Source organism: Rugamonas aquatica, assembly GCF_009380215.1.
Classification (GTDB): domain Bacteria; phylum Pseudomonadota; class Gammaproteobacteria; order Burkholderiales; family Burkholderiaceae_D; genus Rugamonas; species Rugamonas aquatica_B.
Window position 1 is genome coordinate 246448 of record NZ_WHUG01000005.1, and the last position, 18689, is coordinate 265136.

The following is an 18689-nucleotide window of genomic DNA, read 5'->3' on the forward strand; positions in this document are numbered from 1 at the left end:
CCGCTCTCCAAAATAATGAAAACAGTTCTGAAACCTTTACCCCTGCTGCTGGCAGGCTTCGTTTTCTCCGCACAGGCGGACGATATCCAGACCATGCAACAGGTAACCGTGACCGGCAGCAGCGACGGCCTGGCCGCCAGCGCAGGCGGGACCAAGACCCAGGGCAGCCTGCTCGACGCGCCGCAATCGGTCAGCATCGTCAGCCAGGAAAATCTGCGCAACCGCGCCGCGCTGACCAGCAAGGATGCGCTGGACTATGTCAGCAGCGTGGTGGCCGGCCAGGGCGAAGGCCGGCGCGACGAGTTCTATATCCGCGGTTTCTACTCGCTGCGCGACACCAGCCTCGATGGCGTGCGCGACGACACGCTGTACTCGCGCGACCTGGCGACGGTCGAGAAGATCGAAGTAATCAAGGGCGCCGCTGCGGCGCTGTATGGACGCGGCTCGGCCGGTGGCCTGATCAACCGCGTCAGCAAGCAGCCGCGCGCCAAGCAGGAAACCGAAGTCTCCGCCACGGTGGCGTCGGATAACGAGCGGCGCGTCAGCGTCGACGCCGGCGGCGCCCTCGGCGGCGGCATCGACGGCCGCCTGATCGCCGTCTACGATACCGGCGACAGCTATCGCGACGTGGTCGAACACACGCGCAAGCTGCTGGCGCCTTCGCTGAAATTTGCGCTGTCGCCTGCTACCTCGCTGCTGCTCCAGGCGGAGGTGCAGCGCGAGGACCGCACGCCGGATCGCGGCGTGCCGTCGCTGAAGGGCCGGCCGGTCGATGTCTCGCCGTCGACCTACTACGGCGAACGCTACGACTACACTCGCACCGACAGCGATATGGCGAAGGCCAAACTGGAACACCGCTTCAACGATCGCCTGAAGCTGGAAAACACCTTCCAGTACAGCCGCACCGAACTTGAAGGCGTGAACACCCGCAACCGCCGCGTCAATGCGGACAACACCGTGTCGCGTCAGATCACCTACTTCCCGCAGACGCAGCGCAACCTGATCAACCAAACCGAGTTGACCTACACGCTGGACCAGCACGCGCTGCTGGTCGGGCTGGAGCTGTCGGACCAGAAGCGCGATGTCGTCACCGCGCAGACCGGCATCGCCTATCCGGTGAGCCTGTACGCGCCGCAGCATGTACTGCCTGCGCCTAATCTGAGCACTCTGCCGGTCTCGCTGAACAACGCGTTCACGGCCAAGACGCAGGCGCTGTACCTGCAGGACCAGATCAGCATCGCGCCGCAGTGGAAGGCGCTGGCCGGCGTGCGCTTCGACCGCTTCCAGCAGGAGCAGAACAATCGCCTGACCAAGGTGTTCAGCGAACGCACCGATAACGTTGTCTCGCCGCGCGCGGGCCTGGTGTATCAGCCGCTGGACGGCCAGTCGTGGTATCTGAATCTGAGCCGTTCGTCGCAGCCGGGTGGCGGCGACCTGCTGTACAGCGGCAGCACGCCTCTGTCGCAAGTCAAGCCGTTGCAGACCGATTTGCAGGAAGTGGGCTACAAGCAGGAATGGCTGGGTGGACGCTTCTCCACCACCGCCGCGCTGTTCCGCATCGAGCAGCGCAACCAGTTGACGCTGGACCCGAGCGATCCGGCCGGCCTGCGCCAGCTGCAAGTCGGTAAGCAGCGCAATCAGGGCGTGGAGCTGGAACTGCAAGGCGCGCTTTGGCAAGGCGGACGCTTGAACGCATCCTACACCTACAACGATGCGCGCATCGTCGCGTCCAACGATATCCCGAGCGGCAACCGTGCGGAGATGACGCCGCGCCATCGCGCATCGCTGTGGGTGGACCAGGAGTTGGGCGGCGCGTGGAACGCGGGCCTCGGTGTGCTGCTTAGCAGCGCCCAGTTCGCGCTGTCGGACAACGCCGTGCAGCTGCCTGGCTACGGCCGCGTGGATGCGGCGATCGGCTATCGCGGCAAGCAGTATGAGGTGCGCTTCAAGTTGAACAACGTCGGCAATGCGCGCTTCTACGAATCGGCCATCAACAACGTGCAGATCCAGCCGGGTGCGTCGCGCAATGCGAGCGTGACGCTGACCAGCCGGTTCTGATCCAACGGGCGCTTATTCGGCGTCTGGCTGCTGCGACGGGTGCGCCTGCTGGAAGGCAGGCAGCTCGCCGCAGGCGGCGTGGATACGCATGACCGTCGGATACGGCGCCAGATCCACGCCGAAGCGCTGGGCGCTGAATACTTGCGGCACCAGGCAGCAATCGGCCAGCGTCGGCGTGTCGCCGTGGCAGTAGCGGCCGGTGCGCGCGTCGTCGGCCAGCAGGCGCTCCAGTGTCTCCAGGCCGATCTGCAGCCAGTGCTGCTGCCATTGCAGCTTGACCTCTTCGCTTACCTTCAACGGGCCCTTCAGGTACTTCAGCACACGCAGGTTGCCCAGCGGGTGCGTGTCGGCGGCCACCGTCAGCGCCAGCGCGCGCACGCGGGCGCGGTCGGCCGCGCCGGACGGCAGCAGCGGCGCTTGCGGGCGCGTCTCCTCCAGATATTCGATGATGGCCAGCGACTGGCCGATCACGCTGCCGTCGTCATCCAGCGTCGGCAGCAGCGCAGATGGATTGAGCGCGCGGTAGCTATCGGTGAGCTGTTCGCCGCCGTCGCGCAGCAGGTGGACCGGCACGGCGTCGTAGGCCAGCCCCTTCAGGTTCAGCGCAATGCGAACGCGGTAGGCGGCGGAGCTACGGAAGTAGGTATAAAGCTTCATGCAAGTTCTCGTTCAAAAATGTGAGCCGGCTGCGGACGGTCCATCATCCACAGCATGACCGCCGACAGCAGCGCCGGCACGGCGGCGATCACGAAGATGGTGCTGTTCGGCCAGTTCATGCGTATCAGTTCTCCGCCCAGCACCGGGCCGATGATGGAGCCGACGCGGCCCACACCCAGGCTCCAGCCGATGCCGGTCGAGCGCAGCGTGGTCGGATAGTAGTTGGCCGCCAGCGCATTCACTGCCGGCTGACCGCCGACGATGCAGAAGCCCGCCACCAAAATCGCCAGGAACAGGAAGGCCAGCGAAGCCTCGGGACGGCCGATCAGCACTATCGCCACGGACGCCACCAGGAAGCCAGGTATCAGCACGCGGCGGAAGCTGGAGCGGTCGATCAGTTGGCCCATCATCAGCGTGCCGATGGTGCCGCCGATAGGCAGGATGGTGCCGGCCAATACCGCCATGCTGGTCGACATGCCGGCGTCCTTGAGGATGGTCGGCAGCCAGTTGGACAGGAAGTACAGATTGAGCAGGTTGAGGAAGTTGACCAGCCAAAGCAGCACGGTGGTGCGCGCGCGACCTTCACGGAACAGCTCCGCAACCGAACCGCGCTTGCCGGTCTTCTCATGCACCAGGTAGCGGCTGCCCGCATGCACGGTGGACGTCGGATCGATGCGGCGCAGCCACTGCGCCACGCGCTCGACGCGCTTGCCGCTCAGGACCACGTACTGCATCGACTCCGGCAGCATGAAGATCATCAGCATGCCGATCGCCAGCGGCAGCACGCCGCCGACGTAGAACACCGACTGCCAGCCATACGAAGGAATCAGCGCGGCCGAGGCCAGGCCGCCCACAACGGCGCCCACGGTGAAGCCGCAGGAGACCAGCATCATCAGCGTGACGCGGCGGCGCAGCGGGCTGTATTCGCCGGCCAGCGCCATCACGTTGGGCATGATCGCACCGAGACCGACGCCGGTGACGAAGCGCAGCCATTGCAGCTGTTCCAGCGTGGTGCAGGAAGGCGTGAGCAGCATGCAAACCGAGAAGAACATGGTCGCGCCGATCAGCACCGGACGGCGGCCGATCTTATCCGCCATCACGCTGAACACCAGCGAACCAAGCAGCATGCCAAGCAGGCCGGCGCCGAACACCGGCCCCAGACTGGCTTTGCTGACATGCCATTCCTGGATGATGGCCGGCGCCACATAACCCATCGCCTGCACGTCGAAGCCATCCATCAGGATGCACAGGCCGCACAGCAGATACACGCCGATCTGGAAGGCGCTGATCTTGTTGTTGTCGATGAGCGCGGGGATATCTACTTGTTGTTCCATCTTGTCTCCTCCTGCCTCGCCGGCGCTTTAGCTGCGCTCTTGGTAGTGCGTGACGGTTTGTTCGATGGCGCCGAAGATGCTGGCGCCCTGCTCATCGTGCATCTCGATCCGCACGCTGTCGCCGAACTTGAGGAAGCCGGTCTGCGGCTTGCCGCTCTCGATGGTCTCGTACATGCGGACTTCGGCCAGGCAGCAGTAGCCCACGCCGCCGTTGGCGATGCTCGATCCATGCAGGCTGCCCTGCTTGTTCGACACCGTGCCGGAGCCGATGATGGTGCCGGCCGCCAGCTCACGCGTGGCGGCGGCGTGCGCCACCAGTTGCGCGAAGTTGAAGGTCATGTCTTCGCCGGCGTTCGGCTTGCCGAAAGGCTGCTTGTTCAGATCGACCAGCAGCGGCAGATGCAGCTTGGTGTCGGCCCAGTGCGCGCCCAGTTCGTCCGGCGTGACGGCCACCGGCGAGAAGGCGCTGGCAGCCTTGGACTGGAAGAAGCCGAAGCCCTTGGCCAGTTCGTTCGGGATCAGGTTGCGCAGCGAGACGTCGTTGACCAGCATGACCAGGCGGATCGCCTTGGCGCAGTCGTCGGCGCTGGCGCCCATGCGCACGTCGCCGGTGATGACGGCCACTTCGGCCTCCAGGTCGATGCCCCACTCTTCCGACAGCGCGAAGATCGGATCGCGCGGGCCGATGAAGCTGTCCGAACCGCCCTGGTACATCAGTGGGTCGGTGTAGAACGATGCCGGCACTTCGGCGTTGCGCGCCTTGCGCACCAGCTCAACGTGGTTGATGTAGGCGGAACCGTCGGCCCACTGATAGGCGCGCGGCAGCGGCGAGTGGCAGTACTGCTGGTCGAACGGGTGGGTGTCGACGGCGTCGCCGGCGTTCAGCGATGCGTAGACCTGCTCCAGGCGCGGCGACACCAGCTCCCAGTTGTCCAGCGCGTGCTGCAGCGTGGCGGAGATTTTCGGTACGTGCTGGTAGCGCGACAGGTCGCGGCTGACCACCACCAGGCGGCCATCGCGGCTGCCGTCTTTCAGGGTTGCGAGCTTCATGCTTTCACCTCCGGGGCGTGCATCCAGGCGGCGTGCTTGGGCGCCTTGCGGGTCTGCGACCACTCTTCCAGCATCTCCCATTTGACGGCGTCGAGCTTCTGCATCATCTCCGGCGTGCCGGTGTTGACCGCCAGTTCGAGGCGGTGGCCGTTCGGGTCGAAGAAGTAGATCGATTTGAAGATGGTGTGGTTGATCGGGCCGATGACGCTGATGCCGGCGGCGACCAGGCGCTCCTTGGCGGCCAGCAGTTCGTCCATGGTCTCGACTTCCATCGCCAGGTGCTGCACCCAGGCCGGGGTGTTGTGGTCGCGGTCCATCGGCGCCTGCGTCGGCAGCTCGAAGAAGGCCAGCACGTTACCGTGGCCGGCGTCCAGGAACACGTGCATATACGGGTCCGGCGCTTTGGTGGACGGCACTTCGTCTTCGGCGATCGCCAGCACGAAGTCCATGTTCAGGTGTTTGACGTACCACTCGACGGTCTGCTTGGCGTCGATGCAGCGGTAGGCCACGTGATGTATTTGCTTGATTTTCATGCTTGTCTCCAACTGGGTCATTCCGCATTAAATGCGAATTTCAGATATCATACAAACGATATTTTTCAGCTCACTTATCAGGTTTTCCGATGAATCCTAGTTTGCGCCAGATGCGCGCCCTGGTGGCGCTCGCCAAAACCGGCAGCTTTACGCTGGCCGCCGAGCATCTCAATGTGACGCAGTCCGCGCTCAGCGGACAGATCAAGGAGCTGGAGCAGATGCTGGGGGTGCGCGTCGTTGAGCGTACCACGCGCAAGGCGCAGTTGTCGGAGATCGGCCGCGAGCTGACGCCGCTGTTCGAGAAGATGCTGCAAGACCTGGACCGCGCCATGGCCGACATCGCCAGCCGCAAGGCGCTCAAGCAGGGTTCGGTGCGGGTGGCGGCGCCGCAGATGCTGTCCTGCACGCTGATACCCGAGGTGATCGCCGCCTACAAGACGCGCTATCCGGACGTGCAGGTGTGGCTGGCGGACAGCCCGGTGGAGATGGTGTCGGCGCGGGTATTCAGCGGCGAGGCCGACTTCGGCATCGGCCCGGACCGCGACACCACGGCCGAGATCGAAGCCCAGCCGCTGTTTGAGATGCCCTTCGTGGTGGTGTATCCGCCCGGCCATCCGCTGGAGCAGCGCGAGCGCATCACCTGGGCCGACGTCAACGAGTTCCCGCTGATTTCGCTGCAGGGGCAATTCACCGAGCGGCTGTTGCGCGACATGCACGCCTCGTTCCGCGAACAGTCGCTGAGCCCGTACAACGAAGTGACCTTCATGACCACCGCGCTGGCCATGGTGCATGCGCGGCTGGGCATCACGGTCTGCCTGCCGTACGCGGAAAAAATGGTGCAGCTGTACGGCTTGCAGATGCGGCCGCTGGAATCGCCGGCGCTGACGCGGCGCTTCTTCGTCTACACCCGCAATGCGCGGGCACTGTCGCCGGCGGCCGAGAGCTTCGTCGCCTTCCTGCAAGAGTTTGCCGCAGCCCATCACTGGAATGTGCCGCAGGGCTGATCGTTTTATAATTGATCCATGACAGCAGATACCATCGCCATCAATCAACAGATGGACCAGTTCGACGGCCACCACAGCGTCTGGCTGTTCGGCTACGGTTCCCTGATTTACAAGGCCGACTTCCCCTACCTTGAACGCCGCCCGGCCAGCATCGCCAACTGGACGCGGCGCTTCTGGCAAGGTTCGCACGACCACCGCGGCACGCCGGACGCGCCGGGGCGGGTTGTTACCATCATCGAAGAGGCCGGCGCCATCTGCCACGGCATGGCCTACCTCATCACGCCGGAAGTGTTCGCCCACCTGGACCATCGCGAAAAGAACGGCTATCTGCGGCTGGCGATCGCCATCGCGTTCGAGGAAGGCGACAGCGTGGAAGGCCTGGTCTACATCGCCACGCCGGACAACACGGCCTTCCTGGGCGCAGCCTCCGAACAGGAGATCGCGCGGCACATCGCCCGCTCAGCCGGCCCCAGCGGGCCGAACAGCGATTACCTCAATCACCTGGCCAGCGCCTTGCGAGAGCTGGGCCGCCACGATCAGCACGTGTTCGAGATCGAGCGCCACCTGGCGGCGCTGAAGGACTAGTTGAGACTGGCCAGGTAGGCGCACAGCATGTCGGCCAGCGCTTCCGAGTAGGCGTGGGTTTCTTCCTCCGTGCGCGGCGTTTCCGAAAACTGTTTGCCGACCGCGCCGAAAGTCGTCATGACGAGGTCACTCGCCAAGGCTCGCACGCTGTCCGTAACCGATGGCAGAACTTCCAGCATGAAGGCGTTCATGATGTCATCGACGGCCGACCGCGCAGCGTGGGCTTCGGGACTGTCGCGATAGTATGGCGCGGCGTCGTTGAGCGCGGTGCGGATGTCGGCCTCTTCCACTTCCGAACGCAGAAAGGCATGCACCAGCGCGCGCAGCCGTTCCAGCGGCGGCTTCTGCTTGTCCTGCAGGATGTTGACCAGCATTTCCGTGGTCTGCCGCCACTCGTCCGCTTGCAGCCTGAACAGGATGGACGCCTTATTCGGAAAGTACTGGTACACCGATCCCACGCTCACTCCCGCTCGCTCCGCCACCCGCGTGGTGGTAAATCGGCGCACGCCCTCTTTCGCCAAAACCTGAATAGCCGCCTCCAGAATCGCGGAAACCAGGTCGGCGGAGCGGGCCTGTTTCGGCTTCCTGCGCGAGGAGATTGAGGCTTTGGGGCTGTCTGTCATGGGGAGGATCAGGAACGCGAATTGGAAACATGAAGGATTCTTCATATTATATCCGTTCTTACTTCTAAAGGAATCCAGCATGACTACCCTGACCTCCCAACCTGTTGCCGCCCTGCTCGACCGCTTGTTCGAAGAAACCGCCGCCGTGCGCATCGCCGACATCCCGGCCGTCGCCGAGCTGACCAAGGACGAACGCGAACGCCTGATGCGCAGCAAGACCGAGTACCTGAACCTCTACCATCGCCTGAAGGATGCGCCATTGCCGGTGTCGCGCGAGACCGGCGCGTTGCTGTACATGCTGGCGCGCAGCAGCGGTGCGCGTAATATCATCGAGTTCGGCACGTCGTTCGGTCTCTCGACGTTGTACCTGGCTTCCGCCCTGCGCGACAACGGCGGCGGCCGCTTAATCACCACCGAGTTCGAACTGTCCAAGGTGGAGCGGGCGCGTGACAACCTGATGGCCGGCGGCTTGCTCGACCTGGTGGAAATCCGCGCCGGCGACGCGCTGGAAACGCTGGCCTGCAACCTGCCCGAGCGCATCGACCTGCTGCTGCTCGACGGCGCCAAGGCGCTCTATCCAGAGATCCTGGCGCTGGTGCAAAGCAGGTTGCGTCCGGGTGCGATCATCGTCGCCGACAACGCCGATTACAACCCGGACTATGTGGCGATGGTGCGCTCGCCAGCATCGGGCTTCATGTCGATGCCGTTCGCCGATGATGTCGAACTCTCCGTCTACACCGGTGCAACGGGCGCGTCAGAATAAATCCATCTGCCCCGCTGCGGCCGCCGCCTTGGCGCGTGCGCCCAGCGGCGGCACCACCAGCGGCCGCGTGAACTGCGATGCGTCCATGTTGTAGAAGCGGCTGCCGCGCCCGGTCAGGTCGAGACGCTCGGTGGCGATCTTGAAGCGCTGGCGTATCAGCTCGGCCCATACGCCCTCGCCTTTCATGCGGGCGCCGAAGTCGCTGTCGTAGTCTTTGCCGCCGCGCATTTCACGCACGCGGTTCATCACCCGCTTGGCGCGATCGGGAAAGTGCGCCTGCAACCATTGGTGAAACAAGGGCGCCACTTCCCACGGCAGGCGCAGCACGGTGTAGTGGGCGCTGACGGCGCCGGCTTCCTTGACCGCTTCCAGGATGCGCTCCAGATCAGGCTCCGTGATGAAGGGGATGATCGGCGCGATGCTCACCGCGACCGGTATGCCGGCGTCCGTCAGCGTGCGTATCATGCGCAGGCGGCGGGCAGGTGCGGCGGCGCGCGGTTCCAGCGTGCGCGAGATGGCCGGGTCCAGCGTGGTCAGCGTGATGGCGACGCCGGCCTGCTGCCGGGCCGCCATCGCCGACAGGATGTCGATATCGCGCTCGATCAGCGAGGACTTGGTGATCAGACCCACCGGGTGCTGGCATTCCTGCAGCACCTCCAGCACGCGGCGCGTGAGTTTGCGCTCGCGCTCGCAGGGCTGGTAGGCGTCCGTGTTGACGCCGAGGGCAATCGCGGACGGCTCGTAGGCAGCCTTGGCCAGCTCGCGCCGCAGCACTTCCGGCGCGTTGACCTTGGCGAAGATCTTGCTCTCGAAATCCATGCCCGGCGACAGGCCGAGGTAGCTGTGCGTGGGCCGCGCGAAGCAGTATATGCATCCGTGTTCGCAACCTCTGTACGGATTCAGCGATACGCTGAACGGCAAGTCCGGCGAGGCGTTGCGGCTGAGGATGGATTTGCAGTACTCGTCCGTGACCACAGTCTTCAACGCGGAGGCTTCTTCCTCTTCGCGCTCCCAGCCGTCGTCGTAGGCGACGCGGGCTTTGACCTCGAACCTGCCCTGTAGGTTCGACACCGCGCCACGGCCTTTTTGCGCCTTCAGCGAAGGCGGCGGCAGCATCACTTGTTCATGGTTGTTTTCATCGTGGGACATCGCGGCACCAAACTACTGTATACATATACAGTATTCTAGGCGCTAAAAATGGCGATATCAAGCGAAATATCAATCTCGCGGACTTGCTGTCTTGGGGACAACGTGGTCAAGCTGGTATCATGCGGGCTTCCGGGGGAAGGACTTTCCCCGCGCCACGCGCGCCCCCACCCACGCATCGCCAGGATGCCGCCGATGCGGTATCCCGGCTCACCCAATACGAGCACACACATGAACAACTCGACTCAACCATTGCCGTCTTTTTTTAGCCGGATTTCCATCGCGATCGGCGCGTTCTTCCGCGCCCTGTCCGACGCCGAATACGCAGCGCGCCTGACGCGCATCGACGACGCGCCGCAACCAGCCGCCGCACCTGTCGCCGCGCCGGCTCCAGCACCTGCTCCAGCACCAGCGCCTGCGCCGACGCCTCTGCGCGTCGCCACGCCGGATGCCGCCTTGCAGCTGCTTGGCTTGTTCCAGCGCGAAGCGCGCCTGATCGACTTCACGCAAGAAAACCTGAGCGCCTATTCCGACGCCGACATCGGCGCCGCCGCGCGCGTGGTGCATGAAGGTTGCAGCAAAGTGCTGCGCGAGCACTTCACCATCGAAGCGGTGCGCAGCGAGGCCGAAGGCAGCCGCATCGTGCTGGAAGAAGGCTTCGACGCCAGCGCCGTGCGCCTGACCGGCAACGTGGTCGGCAGCGCGCCGTTCCGTGGCGCCTTGAGCCATCGCGGCTGGCGCGCTTCCAACGTGCGTCTGCCGAAACTGGCCGAAGCACATGACGCAGCCATCCTGGCGCCGGCGGAGGTGGAATTATGAGCGACCCACGCTACGCCATCGGCATCGACCTTGGCACCACGCACAGCGCGCTGTCCTATGTGGACTTGGGCGCCAGCGACGGCGAGAAAACCCAGCACGGCGTGCTGGCCATTCCGCAGCTGACCGCACCGGGCACGGTGGAAGACCTGCCGCTGCTGCCGTCCTTCCTTTACCTGCCGCACGCGGACGAACTGGCGCCGGGCGAATTGAGCCTGCCGTGGCCACAATCCGAACAAGAACAAACCGGCGTGGCCGGCGAGATGGCGCGCAGCCGTGGCGCCACCACGCCTATCCGCCTGGTCTCCAGCGCCAAAAGCTGGTTGAGCCATCCTGGCGTCGACCGCCGCTCCGCCCTGCTGCCGAACGACGCGCCGGAAGAAGTGACGCGCGTCTCGCCGCTGGAAGCATCGACCCGCTATCTGACGCATCTGCGCCAGGCATGGGAGCAAGCCTATCCTGACGCGCCGTTCGGCGAACAGGCAGTGACGGTGACGATTCCCGCATCGTTCGACCCGGGCGCGCGCGAACTGACAGCCGAAGCGGCACGCGCCGCCGGCTACACCAACCTCACCTTGCTGGAAGAGCCGCAAGCGGCCCTGTACAGCTGGATCCAGGGCAGCGAAGGCCGCTGGCGCAAGGAAGTCAAGCCGGGCGACATCATCCTCGTGGTCGACGTCGGCGGCGGCACCAGCGACTTCTCGCTGATCGCCGTGCTGGAACGCGACGGCGTGCTGGAACCGCACCGCATCGCAGTGGGCGACCACATTCTGCTCGGCGGCGACAATATGGATCTGGCGCTGGCGCATCTGGTGGCGCGCAAGCTGGCCGCCAACGGCACGCAGCTCGACGCATGGCAAATGCGCGCGCTGACCTACGGCTGCCGCAGCGCCAAGGAAAAACTGCTGGCCGACGCCAGCGTCGACACCTGGCCTATCGTGGTGCCGAGCCGTGGCTCGAAACTGATCGGCGGTTCGATCCGCACCGAACTGACGCGCGACGAAGTCACCACCTTCATCCTCGACGGCTTCTTCCCGCAGGTGGATGCGGCGGCACGTCCGGCGGTGCGCACGCGCGCAGGCCTTACGCAGCTTGGCCTGCCGTATGCGCAGGACGCGGGCATCACGCGCCATCTTGCTGCATTCCTGGCACGCCAGGTCGGTGCGACCAGCGAACTGGAAGGCTACGCCGGCAAGCAGAACGCCGACGCCACTTTCCTGCATCCGACTGCGGTGCTGTTCAACGGTGGCGTGTTCAAGTCGGAGCTGCTGGCGCAGCGCGTCATGAGCGCCATCAACGACTGGCTGTACATGGAAGGCTCCGAGCCTGCGCGCATGCTCGGCGGCGCGGACCTGGACCTGGCCGTGGCGCGCGGCGCGGCTTACTACTCGTATGTGCGTCGCGGCAGCGGCGTACGCATACGCGGCGGCACGGCGCGCGCCTACTACGTGGCGATCGAATCGTCGATGCCGGCGATTCCAGGCATGGAGCCGCCTATCCAGGCGCTGTGCGTGGCGCCGTTCGGCATGGAAGAAGGCAGCGAGATCGAATTGCCGAATCAGGAATTCGGCCTGGTGGTCGGCGAGCCTGTGCAGTTCCGCTTCTTCGGTTCGTCGGTGCGCCGTCAGGACCAGATCGGCGACCTGCTGGACTTCTGGGGTCCCGATGAGCTGATCGAGATGAACGAGATCCAGGCGACGCTGTCGCCGGAAGGCCGTCTGGCCGGCGACGTGGCGCAGGTTCGCCTGCATGCGATGGCGACCGAATCGGGCACGCTGGAACTGCTGGCAGTGGCCAACGACGGCCAGCGCTGGAAGGTGGAGTTCGACGTGCGCACCGGCGCAGCGTAAGCATCGCTGCCTGAGCATGAGTCAATACGTCGTCAGCATCGACCTGGGCACCACCAATACGGTGCTCGCTTACGCGGAGCCGGGCAGCGCGCAGATACGCCTGTTCGAGATCGAGCAGCTGGTGGCGCCCGGTGAGGTTGCTGCGGGCGCGCTGCTGCCGTCCCTGCGCTACCACCCGGCGCAGGGTGAGCTGGCGGACGGCGATCTGCAACTGCCGTGGCCTGCCGAGGATGTGGCGGGCCTGTCGCAGGTCGTCGTCGGCAGCCTGGCGCGCAAGCTGGGGGCGCAGGTACCGGGGCGCCTGGTTTCCAGCGCCAAGAGCTGGCTGTCGCATCCGCATGTGGACCGCACCGCGCCGATACTGCCGTGGGGCGCGGAGGCCGATGTGGCCAAGGTGTCGCCGGTCGCGGCCAGCGCTTCCTATCTGGCGCATGTGCGCGCTGCGTGGAACGCGCGCTTCCCTGCGCATCCGCTTGAGCACCAGCAGCTGGTACTGACGATACCTGCTTCATTTGACGAAGGCGCGCGCGCGCTGACGCTGGAGGCTGCGCGCATGGCCGGCCTGGCCAGCCTGCGTTTGCTGGAGGAACCGCAGGCAGCCTTCTACGACTGGCTGTACCGCCAGCGCGCAACGCTGGCCGCCGATCTGACGGATACGCGCCTGGTGCTGATCTGCGATGTCGGCGGCGGCACTACCGACTTCAGTTTAATCAAAGTCGACATGGCCGACGGCCAGCCGCAGATCAGCCGCATCGGCGTCGGCAACCACCTGATACTCGGCGGCGACAATATGGACCTGGCGCTGGCGCATCTGGTCGAGGCACGCATGGCGTCGGCGGCCGGGGATGGCGCGGCGCCGGCACGCTTGTCGGCCAGCCGTTTGTCGCAACTGGCGGAGCGCTGCCGGGCCGCGAAGGAACTGCTGCTGGCGGCCGACGCGCCGGAAAGCACCACTGTCACGCTGCTCGGCTCCGGCTCGCGCCTGATCGGCGGCTCACGCTCCGCCGACCTGACGCGTGATGAAGTCGCGGAGCTGGTGGTAGATGGTTTCTTCCCCTTGAATGAAACGCAGGAAGCCGCGCGGCGCGGCCGTGGCGCGATCGTGGAGTTCGGCCTGCCCTACGCCAGCGACGCCGCCATCACGCGCCACCTTGCCAGCTTCCTGCGCCAGCACGCGGCAGCCGCGCGCGAGGCGCTGGGCATACCGGCCGACGACAGCACCAACATCCCCATTCCCGACTCGCTGCTGCTCAACGGCGGAGTGTTCCGCGCGGACGCGCTGGCCAGCCGGCTTGAAGCCACGCTGGCCAACTGGCGCGGACAAGGCCTGAACGTTCTGCACAACGACAATCCCGATGTAGCGGTAGCGCGCGGCGGCGTCGCCTACGCACTGGGCCAGGCGGGGCAAGCGCCGGTGATCGGCGGCGGCTCGCCGCGCAGCTACTTCCTGCTGCTCGACGACGAAGCACGCCCTGACAAGCCACGCCGCGCCATCTGCATCCTGCCACGCGGCAGCGTGGAGAACCGCGAAATCCTGCTGACCGACCGCACCTTCGCGCTGCGCGTCGGGCGGCCGGTGCGCTTCCATCTCGCCTCATCGATCGCCGAAGCGGCAACGCCGCAAGCCGGTGAGCTGGTCGAACTGCAACCCGATGAATACGTCCAGCTTCCGCCTATCGCCACGGTCCTGCGCGACAGCAGCGCCACCGATGCGCGCAAGGAGATCCCTGTACAACTGGCCGCCACGCTGAGTGAAGTCGGTACGTTGGATGTGCATTGCGTCGCCATCGAAGGCGCACAACGCTGGCTGCTGGAGTTCCAGCTACGCGGCGACGCTGCCGCCATCGACGGCGACGGCGACACCGACGCCGCAGCACCACAGGAAGCGCCAATGCCCGCAGGCTTCGACGCCGCCATCGAAAAGATAGACCGCATCTTCGGCAGCCGCGCGCAGCAGGTGGATGTGAAGGAAGTGAAGCAGTTGCGCACGCAGCTCGAACACCTGCTGGGCAGCCGCGAAAGCTGGGCCACGCCGCTGCTGCGCCGCCTGTTCGATGCCTTGATCCAGCGCGCCAAAGGCCGCCGTCGCTCGTCCGAACATGAGCGCGCGTGGCTGAACCTGACCGGCTACTGCCTGCGTCCCGGCTTCGGCTACACGCTGGACGAGTGGCGCATCGAGCAGCTATGGGCGATGTTCGACACCGGCGTCCAGCACCACAAGGACAGCCAGGTCTGCGCCGAATGGTGGACGCTGTGGCGTCGCGTGGCCGGCGGCCTGAGTGTGGAAGCGCAGTTGCGCGTGCTGGACGATTTCGCCTTCAACGTGCAGGCCGACGATCAGGAACGCGGACGCCGTCCGCACACGCTGGTCAACGGCAGCGAGGAAGACATGCTGCGCCTGGGCGCATCGCTGGAGCGCATCCCCGGCAACTACAAGGCCGAAATCGGCGCGTGGATGCTGGGCCAGTTGCAGGCCGCGACCAAGGCCGCAGCGAAAGCCGCCGTCAACAAAACACGCAGCGGCGCCGATGCCGCAGGCAAGGCCGAAGCGGCACAGGCTCGCTTCCTGTGGGGCCTGAGCCGGGTCGGTGCGCGCCAGCCTTTCCACGGCAGCGCGCATGACGTGGTGGAGACTGCCGTGGTCGAGCAATGGCTGGCGGTTATTCTGTCGCTGGATTGGAAGAAGGTGGAGCCGGCCGGTTTCGCCGCAGCCCATCTGGCGCGCATGACGGGCGACCGTTCTCGCGATATCGGCGAAGCGCTGCGGGCCGACATCCTGCGTCGCCTTGCCGCCGTTGGTGCCCCCTCCAACTGGAGCGCGATGGTGCGCGAGGTGGTGCAGCTCGATCAGGCCGACGAGAAGCGCATGCTGGGCGAAGCCCTGCCGCCGGGTCTAAAGCTGATCGCCTGACGGCGGGCGCGCAACGTAGCCCGCCTGCTGCGCGACGAAGCCGTCGAAGGCGTCGATCAGCGGATTGAATTTATTTATATCGTTTTCCAGCTGGGCCAGCGCGTAGACGGTGGCCTCCAGCGTGGACAGCTGGTCCGGCAGATGCGCCTTGCGGATCAGGTAGTGCGACGGCGGCGTGTCACGCAAGGGCAGGCGCGGAAGGCTTTGCAGCGCCGGATTCAGATACAGCATCTTGCGGCTTTTGCGCCAGGTTCCATCCAACACTACCAGCCGCAGATCCTGCGGCGCCTGCAGCCACTCCGCATCGAAGGGCTGCGCTGCGGCCAGGCCCAGCGACTTGTCCTCCACCGTATCAGGATACAGCAGCACGCTGCGCCGCTCAGGCGACAGCAGCTCTTGCAGACGCTCCGGTGCGAACGCCTCCCCTACTTCCAACCGGCTGCTGGACAGACTCAGATGCAGCAGGCGCGCGCTGCCCTTGGCGTTGTTCACTTCCATCGGGTGTTGAAGGATCAGCACCTCCACCTGGTTCGGCAAAGCCGCGACCCAGCGGCAGATGCAGGTCTGCTGCGGACGCAGGCACGCGGCGCAGTGCGCGCGCGTGGAACGTGGAGTGGGAGGTGTGGATGAAGCGGCGGTCGTCATAGACCGCCATTGTACCGAAGCTTAGAATTCTTCCCAGCCGTCCGATTCGCTGGAGGCCACCGTCGCGCGCTTGGGCGCGGCCGCCAACGCTTTCCTGGCCGGTGCGGCTACCGTCGGCGCAGGACGCGTCTTCGGCGCTGCGGCGCGTGGCCGCGCATGCGGCAGGGCTGGCGTCTTCATCGCCATCTGCACCGCATCCAGCTTGAACACGCTGACCACGTCGGCCAGCTTGGCCGACTGCTCCTGCATCGATTCCGCCGCCGCTGCGGCCTGCTCCACCAGCGCCGCGTTCTGCTGCGTCACCTGGTCCATCTGGGTGATCGCATCGTTCACCTGGGCGATGCCGATGCTCTGTTCTTCGCTGGCGTTGCTGATCTGGTTCATGATCTGCGTCACGCGGCCGATGCTGTCGACGATCTCGCTCATGGTCTGGCCAGCCTTGTCGACCAGGTCGGAACCCAGCGCCACCTTCTGCACCGAATCGTCGATCAAGCCTTTGATGTCCTTGGCTGCGGCGGCCGAGCGCTGCGCCAGATTGCGCACTTCGGATGCCACGACCGCGAAGCCCCGCCCCTGCTCGCCCGCGCGCGCGGCCTCCACCGCAGCGTTCAGCGCCAGGATATTGGTCTGGAAGGCGATGCCGTCGATGACCGAAATGATGTCGACGATCTTGCGCGACGAATCGTTGATCGATCCCATCGTGTGAACCACCTCGCCCACGACAGCACCGCCACGGCTGGCGATCTCCGATGCGCTGACGGCCAGCTTGTTGGCTTCGCGAGCATTTTCAGCGTTGAAGCGCACGGTGGACGTCAGCTGCTCCATCGAGGATGCAGTCTCCTGCAGCGAGCTGGCTTGTTCCTCGGTGCGCGAGGACAGGTCGTGGTTACCGGCGGCGATCTCGGAGGACGCGTGGGCCATCAGATCCGTCCCACTGCGAACTTGACCTACGATATTAACCAGGTTCGTGTTCATGTTCTTCAGGGCGGTCATCAGCTGGCCGGTTTCATCGCTGCTGCCGACCGGGATGTCGCTGGTCAGGTCGCCCGACGATACCGTCTCCGCCACCTTCACCGCTTCGTTGATCGGCTGCGTGATGGTGCGCGTGATCCACCAGGCAGCGGTAACACCGAGGATAATCGCGGCCACGCCCAGCAGCATGAGCAGCGTGCGGCCGCTGGTGTACTGGTGCTGGATGTCGACTGCCGCCTGATCGAGCAAGGCGCCCTGGCGGTCGGCGAATTTTTTCAGCGCGTCGAGGTAGAGGGTGCGGCTCTGCGCCATGTCACCCTCGTAAAGCTTCTTGCCCTTTTCCAGATCGCCAGCGTTCTTGGCGGCGAAGACGGACTTGCGGATCTCGGTGTAGGCTTTGCGGGTCTCCAGCACCTTTTGGAACAGGGGCTTGAGTTCTTCGTCTTCTATGTCGGCGCCGATCTGGTCCTGGATCTTGGTAGCGCGGCCGGAGGATTCGGCCATCATGCCTTCAAGCGTCTTCTGGTCGGCGGCATCGGCCACCATCCATGCGCCGGTGGTGCGGGCGGCGTTCACTTCGATGATCTTGCCCCACTCCGCGATCAACCGCTCGTCGCGGATCTTCACGTTAATCATGTGATCGGTCATCGCGCTGGCACTGCTTAGCCGCAGGATGCCGATAATCGTCATCGCGGTCAGCAGTAACAGGATGAGCGAGAAACCGAAGCCGAGGCGTGTGCCAATTTTCAGGTTGTTCATAGCTGCCCTCAAAGCGGATGTGAAGAAACTCTCTAATCCATCCTAGCACCATTTGAGGCGAAACTGTAGCTCTAAAGGAAATATTTTTTTTGAGCAATATGACCTTCACTCGCTCCGGTTTGGGGCTCCCAGCAGCTCCTCCACGCCGGCGATGGCGGCGGGATCCTTGATGACGGCGCGCAGCCAGACGTGCAGCGGCATGTCGCCCCAGCTGGCGGCCCGGTCGGCCAGGTAGGCCACGGGGCTGTGCGGCTCCGTGCGGCGGAAGAAGTCGGCGACGGCGCGCAGCTGCGCCAGCGCCTGATGGCGGTCCTGCAGCGGCCCACCTGCCCTGGCGGGCGCCGCGCCGTTTGCGGCATCCTGTACTGCCGCCAGCGCCGCCGTGCTGCCCACAGGCGCGATGCTGCGGATGACTGCCTGCACGGCGTCCCTGGCGACGCTGAAGCCTGGGCCGTCGGCGCCCAGCCGCTGGTCGACGATGCGTTCCAGGTCGGCCAGCACGGCGAGGCAGTATTCGGCGTCCGGCAGCAGCGCCGAGCCTTCCGTCAACGGCGTCTCCTTCACCAGCGCCGGCGTGCGGGCCAGGAGCCAGAACAGGTTGCCGATGCGCTGATCGTAGTCGCCGTCGTCGGCTTGCGGGTACATGCCGTCCCAATAGCGCTCGCACAATTCGGCCAGCACCGCGTAGCCGTCACCCAAGCCGCGCAGGCCGCGCGTTTTGGCTTGGGCTTCGGCCAGCCAGACGGCCAGCCGCATGTCCTTGCTGCGGCGGGCGATCATGTCGGCGCAGCGCGCGCCGACGAACTCCCAGTCGGCTTCCTTCAAGGCCGACACCCATTCGCCCTGGTCGAGCGTGGGGTCGTCGTACAGGCGCGCTTGCGCGATCTGGTCCACCTCCGCGCTGAAAGCGACATCTTCGCCGCAAGGATCCATTGAGCTGATCGGCTCCAGCAGTTGGGCGACGTTAAACATGGAGGCCTCCG

The 18689-nt window shown here is 65.3% G+C and carries 16 protein-coding genes; 7 read left to right on the top strand and 9 right to left on the bottom strand.

What is annotated here, in order from left to right; translation table 11 throughout:
- The first annotated feature begins 15 nt into the window (after nt 1-15).
- Nucleotides 16-2058, top strand: coding sequence for a TonB-dependent receptor (locus GEV02_RS15105; protein WP_152838780.1), 2043 nt, complete (start codon nt 16-18; stop codon nt 2056-2058).
- A gap of 12 nt (nt 2059-2070) precedes the next feature.
- Here the strand turns inward: GEV02_RS15105 and maiA are convergent, their stop codons facing one another.
- Genes maiA through GEV02_RS15125 form a run of 4 tightly spaced genes read right to left on the bottom strand, consistent with a single transcriptional unit; the run spans nt 2071 to nt 5632 of the window.
- Nucleotides 2071-2715 (bottom strand): maleylacetoacetate isomerase, encoded by a 645-nt coding sequence (maiA, locus tag GEV02_RS15110; protein ID WP_152838781.1) that lies wholly within the window; start codon nt 2713-2715, stop codon nt 2071-2073.
- Nucleotides 2712-4049, bottom strand: coding sequence for an MFS transporter (locus GEV02_RS15115; protein WP_152838782.1), 1338 nt, complete (start codon nt 4047-4049; stop codon nt 2712-2714). The genes maiA and GEV02_RS15115 overlap by 4 nt, the downstream gene beginning before the upstream one ends.
- Nucleotides 4050-4076: 27 nt before the next feature.
- Nucleotides 4077-5099, bottom strand: coding sequence for a fumarylacetoacetate hydrolase family protein (locus tag GEV02_RS15120; protein ID WP_152838783.1), 1023 nt, complete (start codon nt 5097-5099; stop codon nt 4077-4079).
- Nucleotides 5096-5632 carry a VOC family protein gene (locus GEV02_RS15125; protein ID WP_070268715.1) on the bottom strand — a complete coding sequence of 179 codons (537 nt, stop codon included), beginning with the start codon at nt 5630-5632 and terminating at the stop codon, nt 5096-5098. The genes GEV02_RS15120 and GEV02_RS15125 overlap by 4 nt, the downstream gene beginning before the upstream one ends.
- A gap of 89 nt (nt 5633-5721) precedes the next feature.
- On the opposite strand from GEV02_RS15125, the gene GEV02_RS15130 reads away from it, so the two are divergent.
- Nucleotides 5722-6636: a LysR family transcriptional regulator gene (locus tag GEV02_RS15130; RefSeq protein ID WP_152838784.1), complete on the top strand. Its 915-nt coding sequence runs from the start codon at nt 5722-5724 to the stop codon at nt 6634-6636.
- Between the two features lie 18 nt (nt 6637-6654).
- On the top strand, nt 6655-7221 hold the full coding sequence (locus GEV02_RS15135) for a gamma-glutamylcyclotransferase (protein ID WP_152803065.1): 567 nt from the start codon (nt 6655-6657) through the stop codon (nt 7219-7221).
- On the opposite strand, the gene GEV02_RS15140 is transcribed toward GEV02_RS15135, so the two are convergent.
- Complete coding sequence (locus GEV02_RS15140; RefSeq protein WP_152838968.1) at nt 7218-7844, bottom strand: TetR family transcriptional regulator; 627 nt, start codon at nt 7842-7844, stop codon at nt 7218-7220. The two genes, GEV02_RS15135 and GEV02_RS15140, sit on opposite strands and share 4 nt — an antisense overlap.
- A 79-nt stretch (nt 7845-7923) precedes the next feature.
- Between GEV02_RS15140 and GEV02_RS15145 the strand changes: the two genes are divergently transcribed.
- Nucleotides 7924-8607: an O-methyltransferase gene (locus tag GEV02_RS15145; protein WP_152838785.1), complete on the top strand. Its 684-nt coding sequence runs from the start codon at nt 7924-7926 to the stop codon at nt 8605-8607.
- Here the strand turns inward: GEV02_RS15145 and GEV02_RS15150 are convergent.
- Nucleotides 8599-9756: a PA0069 family radical SAM protein gene (locus GEV02_RS15150; protein ID WP_152838786.1), complete on the bottom strand. Its 1158-nt coding sequence runs from the start codon at nt 9754-9756 to the stop codon at nt 8599-8601. The genes GEV02_RS15145 and GEV02_RS15150 overlap by 9 nt on opposite strands.
- Nucleotides 9757-9984: 228 nt before the next feature.
- On the opposite strand from GEV02_RS15150, the gene GEV02_RS15155 reads away from it, so the two are divergent.
- The 3 genes from GEV02_RS15155 to GEV02_RS15165 are packed head-to-tail and all read left to right on the top strand — an operon-like array spanning nt 9985 to nt 15330.
- A complete protein-coding gene (locus GEV02_RS15155) occupies nt 9985-10572 on the top strand; it encodes a DUF2760 domain-containing protein (protein ID WP_070357643.1) in 588 nt (195 codons plus the stop codon).
- A complete protein-coding gene (locus GEV02_RS15160; RefSeq protein ID WP_152838787.1) occupies nt 10569-12419 on the top strand; it encodes an Hsp70 family protein in 1851 nt (616 codons plus the stop codon). Before GEV02_RS15155 ends, GEV02_RS15160 begins: the two co-directional genes overlap by 4 nt.
- 16 nt (nt 12420-12435) lie before the next feature.
- Nucleotides 12436-15330 carry an Hsp70 family protein gene (locus GEV02_RS15165; RefSeq protein ID WP_152838788.1) on the top strand — a complete coding sequence of 965 codons (2895 nt, stop codon included), beginning with the start codon at nt 12436-12438 and terminating at the stop codon, nt 15328-15330.
- Here the strand turns inward: GEV02_RS15165 and GEV02_RS15170 are convergent.
- The 3 genes from GEV02_RS15170 to tssA form a co-directional block, all read right to left on the bottom strand.
- Nucleotides 15313-15975 carry a tRNA-uridine aminocarboxypropyltransferase gene (locus tag GEV02_RS15170; protein WP_152838789.1) on the bottom strand — a complete coding sequence of 221 codons (663 nt, stop codon included), beginning with the start codon at nt 15973-15975 and terminating at the stop codon, nt 15313-15315. The two genes, GEV02_RS15165 and GEV02_RS15170, sit on opposite strands and share 18 nt — an antisense overlap.
- A gap of 21 nt (nt 15976-15996) precedes the next feature.
- On the bottom strand, nt 15997-17706 hold the full coding sequence (locus GEV02_RS15175; protein WP_152838790.1) for a methyl-accepting chemotaxis protein: 1710 nt from the start codon (nt 17704-17706) through the stop codon (nt 15997-15999).
- 105 nt (nt 17707-17811) lie between these two features.
- Nucleotides 17812-18678 (bottom strand): type VI secretion system protein TssA, encoded by an 867-nt coding sequence (gene tssA / locus GEV02_RS15180; RefSeq protein ID WP_152838791.1) that lies wholly within the window; start codon nt 18676-18678, stop codon nt 17812-17814.
- Between the last annotated feature and the right edge of the window lie 11 nt (nt 18679-18689).